Source organism: Mycobacterium sp. E2327, from assembly GCF_001672675.1.
Classification (GTDB): domain Bacteria; phylum Actinomycetota; class Actinomycetes; order Mycobacteriales; family Mycobacteriaceae; genus Mycobacterium.
In genome coordinates this window covers 1-1,530 of the sequence record NZ_LZKE01000257.1, presented here as the reverse complement: position 1 = coordinate 1,530, position 1,530 = coordinate 1, and the positions used below count along the sequence as shown (strand labels likewise).

2 protein-coding genes are annotated in these 1,530 nt (G+C 66.5%); both read left to right on the top strand.

Annotated features, from left to right (window positions below; all coding sequences use genetic code 11):
* Positions 1-713 (top strand): flavin-containing monooxygenase (locus A5712_RS31565; RefSeq protein ID WP_369830448.1); only part of this gene is annotated, 713 nt, incomplete at its 5' end.
* The gene (locus A5712_RS29825; protein WP_068114208.1) at positions 713-1,525 is read left to right on the top strand and encodes a mycofactocin-coupled SDR family oxidoreductase; all 813 of its coding nucleotides are present in this window, start codon (positions 713-715) and stop codon (positions 1,523-1,525) included. The genes A5712_RS31565 and A5712_RS29825, both read left to right, overlap by 1 nt.
* Positions 1,526-1,530 lie beyond the last annotated feature (5 nt).

Here is a 1,530-nt window from a genome sequence, read left to right as displayed (position 1 = left end):
ACGAAGCGAAGGTCCGTACGATCATCGACGACCCGTCGCTGGCCGAACTGCTGATCCCTAACGACCACCCGATCGGTACCAAGCGAATCTGCACCGACACCAACTACTTTCAAACTTTCAATCGGCCGAATGTGAAATTGGTGAGCGTGCGCAACACACCGATCGAGTCCATCGACCCGACCGGGATCAACACCGCCGACGCCCACTACGACGTCGACATGATCGTGCTCGCGACCGGCTTCGACGCGATGACCGGTGCGCTGGCCAAGATCGACATCGTCGGCCGGGCCGGCAGGCGGCTCCGCGATTACTGGCGCGAAGGACCGCGCACGTACCTCGGCTTGGGCGTCGACGGGTTCCCCAATCTCTTCGTGGTATGCGGCCCGGGGGCTCCCGCGGTGCTGGCGAACATGGTGTTGCACGCCGAGGCCCACGTGAACTGGATCGCCGACTGCATCACCTACCTCGACGCGCACGGCTACACCGCGATCGAGGCGACCCCGGACGCCGTCGGTGACTGGGTCGCCGAGTGCGCCCGCCGGGCCGACGCCACCCTGTTTACCAAGGCCAACTCGTGGTACCTCGGCGCGAACATCCCCGGGAAGCCGCGCGTGTTCATGCTTTTCATCGGCGGCTTCGGGGTCTATCTCGACATCTGCACCGAGGTCGCCGAGGCCGGCTACAAGGGATTCTCACTGATCAAGGGATCCTGATGTCTGGTCTGCGTGGCCGCGTGGCGTTGGTGACCGGGGCCGCCCGGGGCAGCGGACGGTGCCACTGTGAGCGGTTCGCCGAGGAGGGCGCCGATGTCATCGCGCTGGACATGCCCGAGTCGGCCGGCGACCTCGAACAGACCGCGGCCGCCGTCGCACGGCATGGGGTGCGCGTCGCGACGGGCCTGGCCGACGTCGGCGACTTCGGCGCGATGACGGCCGCGGTGGATGCTGCCGTCGCCGAACTCGGTCGCATCGACGTGGTTGTCGCCAATGCGGGAATCCATCCGGCGGGTGACCCTGCTTGGGAGATCACCGCCGAAAGCTGGCAGCAGGTCCTGGATATCAACCTCACCGGTGTCTGGCACACCGTCAAGGCCAGCGTGCCCCACATTGGTCGATACGGGGGCGAGCGAAGCGGATCTGTCGTCATTGTCAGCTCCACCAACGGTATTCGGGGCACGGCCAACACAGCCGCCTACACGGCCAGCAAGCATGCCGTGGTAGGACTCGCACGCACGCTCGCCAACGAGCTCGGGCCACGAGGTATCCGCGTCAACACCGTTCACCCCGGGGCGGTCGGAACCGCGATGGTGCTCAACGAGGCGACGTTTCGGCGCCTGCGGCCCGACTTGGACAATCCAACGGCGGAGGACGCCGCCGAGGTGCTCACGGCTCGCCACCTGCTACCGGTGCCCTGGGTCGAACCCGTCGATGTCAGCAACGCCGTCGTGTTCCTCGCCTCCGACGAGGCGCGCTACATCACCGGCACCCAGATCGTGATCGACGCCGGTCTGCTCGCGAAAGTCTAGGAGCC

Bases quoted from the DNA above. Each gene is read 5' to 3' on its own strand.
- A5712_RS29825 (WP_068114208.1), top strand. From the start codon at position 713: ATGTCTGGTCTGCGTGGCCGCGTGGCGTTGGTGACCGGGGCCGCCCGG.